This is a genomic window from Treponema sp. (assembly GCF_045657965.1).
Taxonomy (GTDB): Bacteria; Spirochaetota; Spirochaetia; order Treponematales; family Treponemataceae; genus Treponema_D.
Genome location: NZ_JAZOUG010000097.1, coordinates 1 through 3,284, shown reverse-complemented (window position 1 = coordinate 3,284; position 3,284 = coordinate 1). Strand labels below are relative to the sequence as shown.

The 3,284-nt window shown below is 36.8% G+C and carries 1 protein-coding gene; it reads right to left on the bottom strand.

Annotated features, from left to right (window positions below):
* On the bottom strand, window positions 1-3,284 hold a 3,284-nt coding region (locus tag ACKI5B_RS03600; protein ID WP_407425919.1), incomplete at both ends, for a hypothetical protein.

The following is a 3,284-nucleotide window of genomic DNA, read 5'->3' as shown; positions in this document are numbered from 1 at the left end:
AGTGAAAAATTTAAGCTGTCTGTTTTGTTGATTTTGCTGATTTTTTTTGCAGATTCTTCGTTAAAAATTGAAATTATACCTTTTGCAAGCGAAGAAGCTGCTTTTCGCTTCCAGATAACTGTATATTTTGCTTTCCAGTCGTCTTTTCCTTCTGCGCTGCCTTCGATTCCTGTTTTTAAGTAATTTTGAGTAGAAAACCAGAAAGTTGATTGCAGATACCCGTTAAATAAGTAAGTAAAAGATTCTGGTGAATTTTCCGGAAGTTTTACAGCTGCTGAAACCGAAGAATTATATTCGTCATTTTCAAAAAATGAAAAGAGTGCAATATTTCCGTTTCTGCCAAAAATATTTAATGCACTGTGATTTACTGTGTTTTTAATCTGATAGAAATCTGATGTCGTTGTACTTGCAGTAATATCGCGTGCTGCTTCAAGTTTTGCTGAAACTGGAATAAAAAAATCGTATTTGTTTGCAAAAAAGGCCCTTTTCCAGGTAAATGCATATGTTCCAGTGTACGATGATGAATTTTTTTCTGATTTGAATACCTGTGCAGCTATTTTTTTGCTTATAAGATCATAAACCGGCAGTGCTTTTGCGAAATAAGTTTTTTCTGAAAGGGAAGAAATAAGGTCTTTTGTATCCCGTTCGTAAGAGCCGCCTTTTTCAGCAAGTTCTGTACTCATACAGATTTTTTTCCACGAAAAAGAAAAATTGTTTTTTGAAAAGTAGATTGGAAGTTCAAATCCTGCTTTCGTTGTATCAGTGAATGTAATTTTTGATGAGTATTTGTAATTTCCGTTTGTTTCAAAAAAAATGCCCGGATTGAATTTAAGAGTGTCGAATGAGCAGCTTAATTTTGAATCCAGAAAAACGTTTCTTCTATTTGCTTTTTCATCTCCAGTGTCGAAACTGAATGATGTAATTTCCATCCAGCTTTCTGCGTAATTTTTGGTTTCAAATTTTTCCTTTTTATTTTGTGCTGATGTAGAGCTGTCAGTTGTCAGAACTTTTTGTGAGACTTTTGCGTTAGAGTCAAATTTCAACCTGTTTATTTTTAAATTTGTGTTTGCCTTTGCTGACTGTGAAAGTGACCATGAATCTGAACTTGCATTTGTTTCGGCTTTGAGTGTGATTGGAATATTATAGCCAGAAAAATCCAGTTTTGCAGTATTTGATTTTTCCAGCGAGCCGTCCTGAGCACTGTAGGTGTAATTTTCTGAAAATGAGAGCAGCGAGAAAAACGGCGTTTCAGTTTCCAGTGAATGTCCGGCCGAAGCCAGTGCGTTTTTTTGTGTTGAATCTGAAGATTTAGAATTTTGCCATGCATTTGAAAGAGATGCATTTGTTCTGATTTTTAAATTTGTGAATGTGAATCCAAGGTTTCCAGAGCTTTGAAGTGATTTTTCTTTTAATGTGCCTTTTTCTGTTTCGATGGAATTTGCAGCATTTCCTGAAGCTGAGACAGAAAAATCTTTAAGAATTATGTGTTCTTCTGTTTTTAGAATTGCTCCGTCGATTTTATAGCCTGCTTCAATTTTATCCTGAAGAACAACATAAGGAGTATTTTCACTTAAGTACAATTCGTCAAAGTACAGTTTTCCGGTCTGGCTTGTTGTGTTAACTGTGAGTGTTATTTTGACTGGAACAATGTCCGTGTTGAGGACTGTCAGATTCGAGTCTGTGCTGGAAGTGAGGCTTATTGTGTATTCTTTCCATTCATTTGAAAGATTTGATATTGTGTAGACAAGTGCTTTTTCTTCTCCGTAAGATTTTGGACGGGAAAGTGTGACTGTTACGCTGTCTGCATTTTCGCTCTTCAGAAAAAATGAAAGTTTTTTATATTCGGATAAATCAACATCAGAAAATGTCCGTGAGAAAATAAGCTGTTCTGTATCAGCTGGAGCGGTTGAAAAATTCCAGTCAAAGTATTGAACTTTGTTCTGAGAAGATTTATTGAATTTCTTTAGTTTTGAAGAAGAAAGACTTGAATCTGTTGTCTGATAATTCGTGCTGGAAGCTTCTTTTGTACTTGAAAATGTGAATGTCAGCCCTGATGCTTCGTAGGGACCTGTAAAAATTGTGCCGTTTGAGGGAAGGGAAGAAGTGTTGCCTGTAGTAAGAATAAGTCGTACATTGAAATTTTGAAGATTAGAAATCGCGGCCCTGTCTTCATCGGAAAGTGTGACGCTCACAGTCTGCCACACTGATTTTGAAAAAATGAATGCAGTTTTTACCTGTTCTGCACTGCTGTCAGAAATTTCCCATGTTGGAATTTTTTCTGATTCTTCAATTGAAAAATCTTCATCTGAAGAAACTCCGAGCTGAAGATAGAGGTGTACGTTTGAAGAATCAAAATTTTCTGTATAGGCAGGATTTTTTAGTGCAATTGAAAATTCCGATGCGTTTGAAAGTGTTGAAGAAATCCCCGGAGTGTAAAGTGAAATTGCAGCCCATGCCATTTCTTCATTTTCTCCTGCTGTAAGATTTGAAAAATCCCATTCTAAAGGAACTGCATATCCTGAAATTTCAGAATCAGCACTGCCGTTACTAACTTCAATCGAGCCGTTTTTTGAAGATTTCAGTTCTATTGCAGAAGTGGTTCCTGTGCCTGTTTTTTCGTTTAAAACTGGGGAAAAATCTTGCGGGAGGTCAATCCCAGCAGTTTTTGAAAGGTAATATGTTTCACTTTCGCTGTCATCGTTTCCTAAAATGCGGTAAAGACCGGTCGTATTTGTGTTTTCATAGGTGGAAGCAATTGTGTTTTTTGCATAAAAATTTTCGCCTGTATAAGAGATTTTACCTGCGGCCGTTGCAAATCCGTTTGAAGCATAACTGAAATCTGCGAATTCTTTTTCTGGAGAATAGCTCCAGCGGGAAGATGCTGAAATATCAGCCGAAACTTCGTCTGTAAAATCGTATTTGAAGCCGGATGCTGCAGTAACTGCACCAGACTGTGAATCTTCGCTTTCTTCATACCATCTGGCAGTTATATGGTCTGAGCCGGAAACTGCAGTTGAAAGAGTTATGGTTCCTGATTCTGAATCGTAACTTGCCGTAGGATCAATTACGCCATTTTTATAAACTGTTACAGTTCCTGAAACTGCATTGGTTCCGATTTCAAGCCTGTTGACCGGAGTAAAAGAGCGTACCTGAAGGCATAAATCTTCATTTATGGATGTTCCAAGGTATATTTCCGGATATTTTCCTGCCAGTGGAAAAGCAGAATGAATTAATTTTTCTGTTTCACCGATAGTTTCATCGTTGGAAATATAAACATCGGCGTA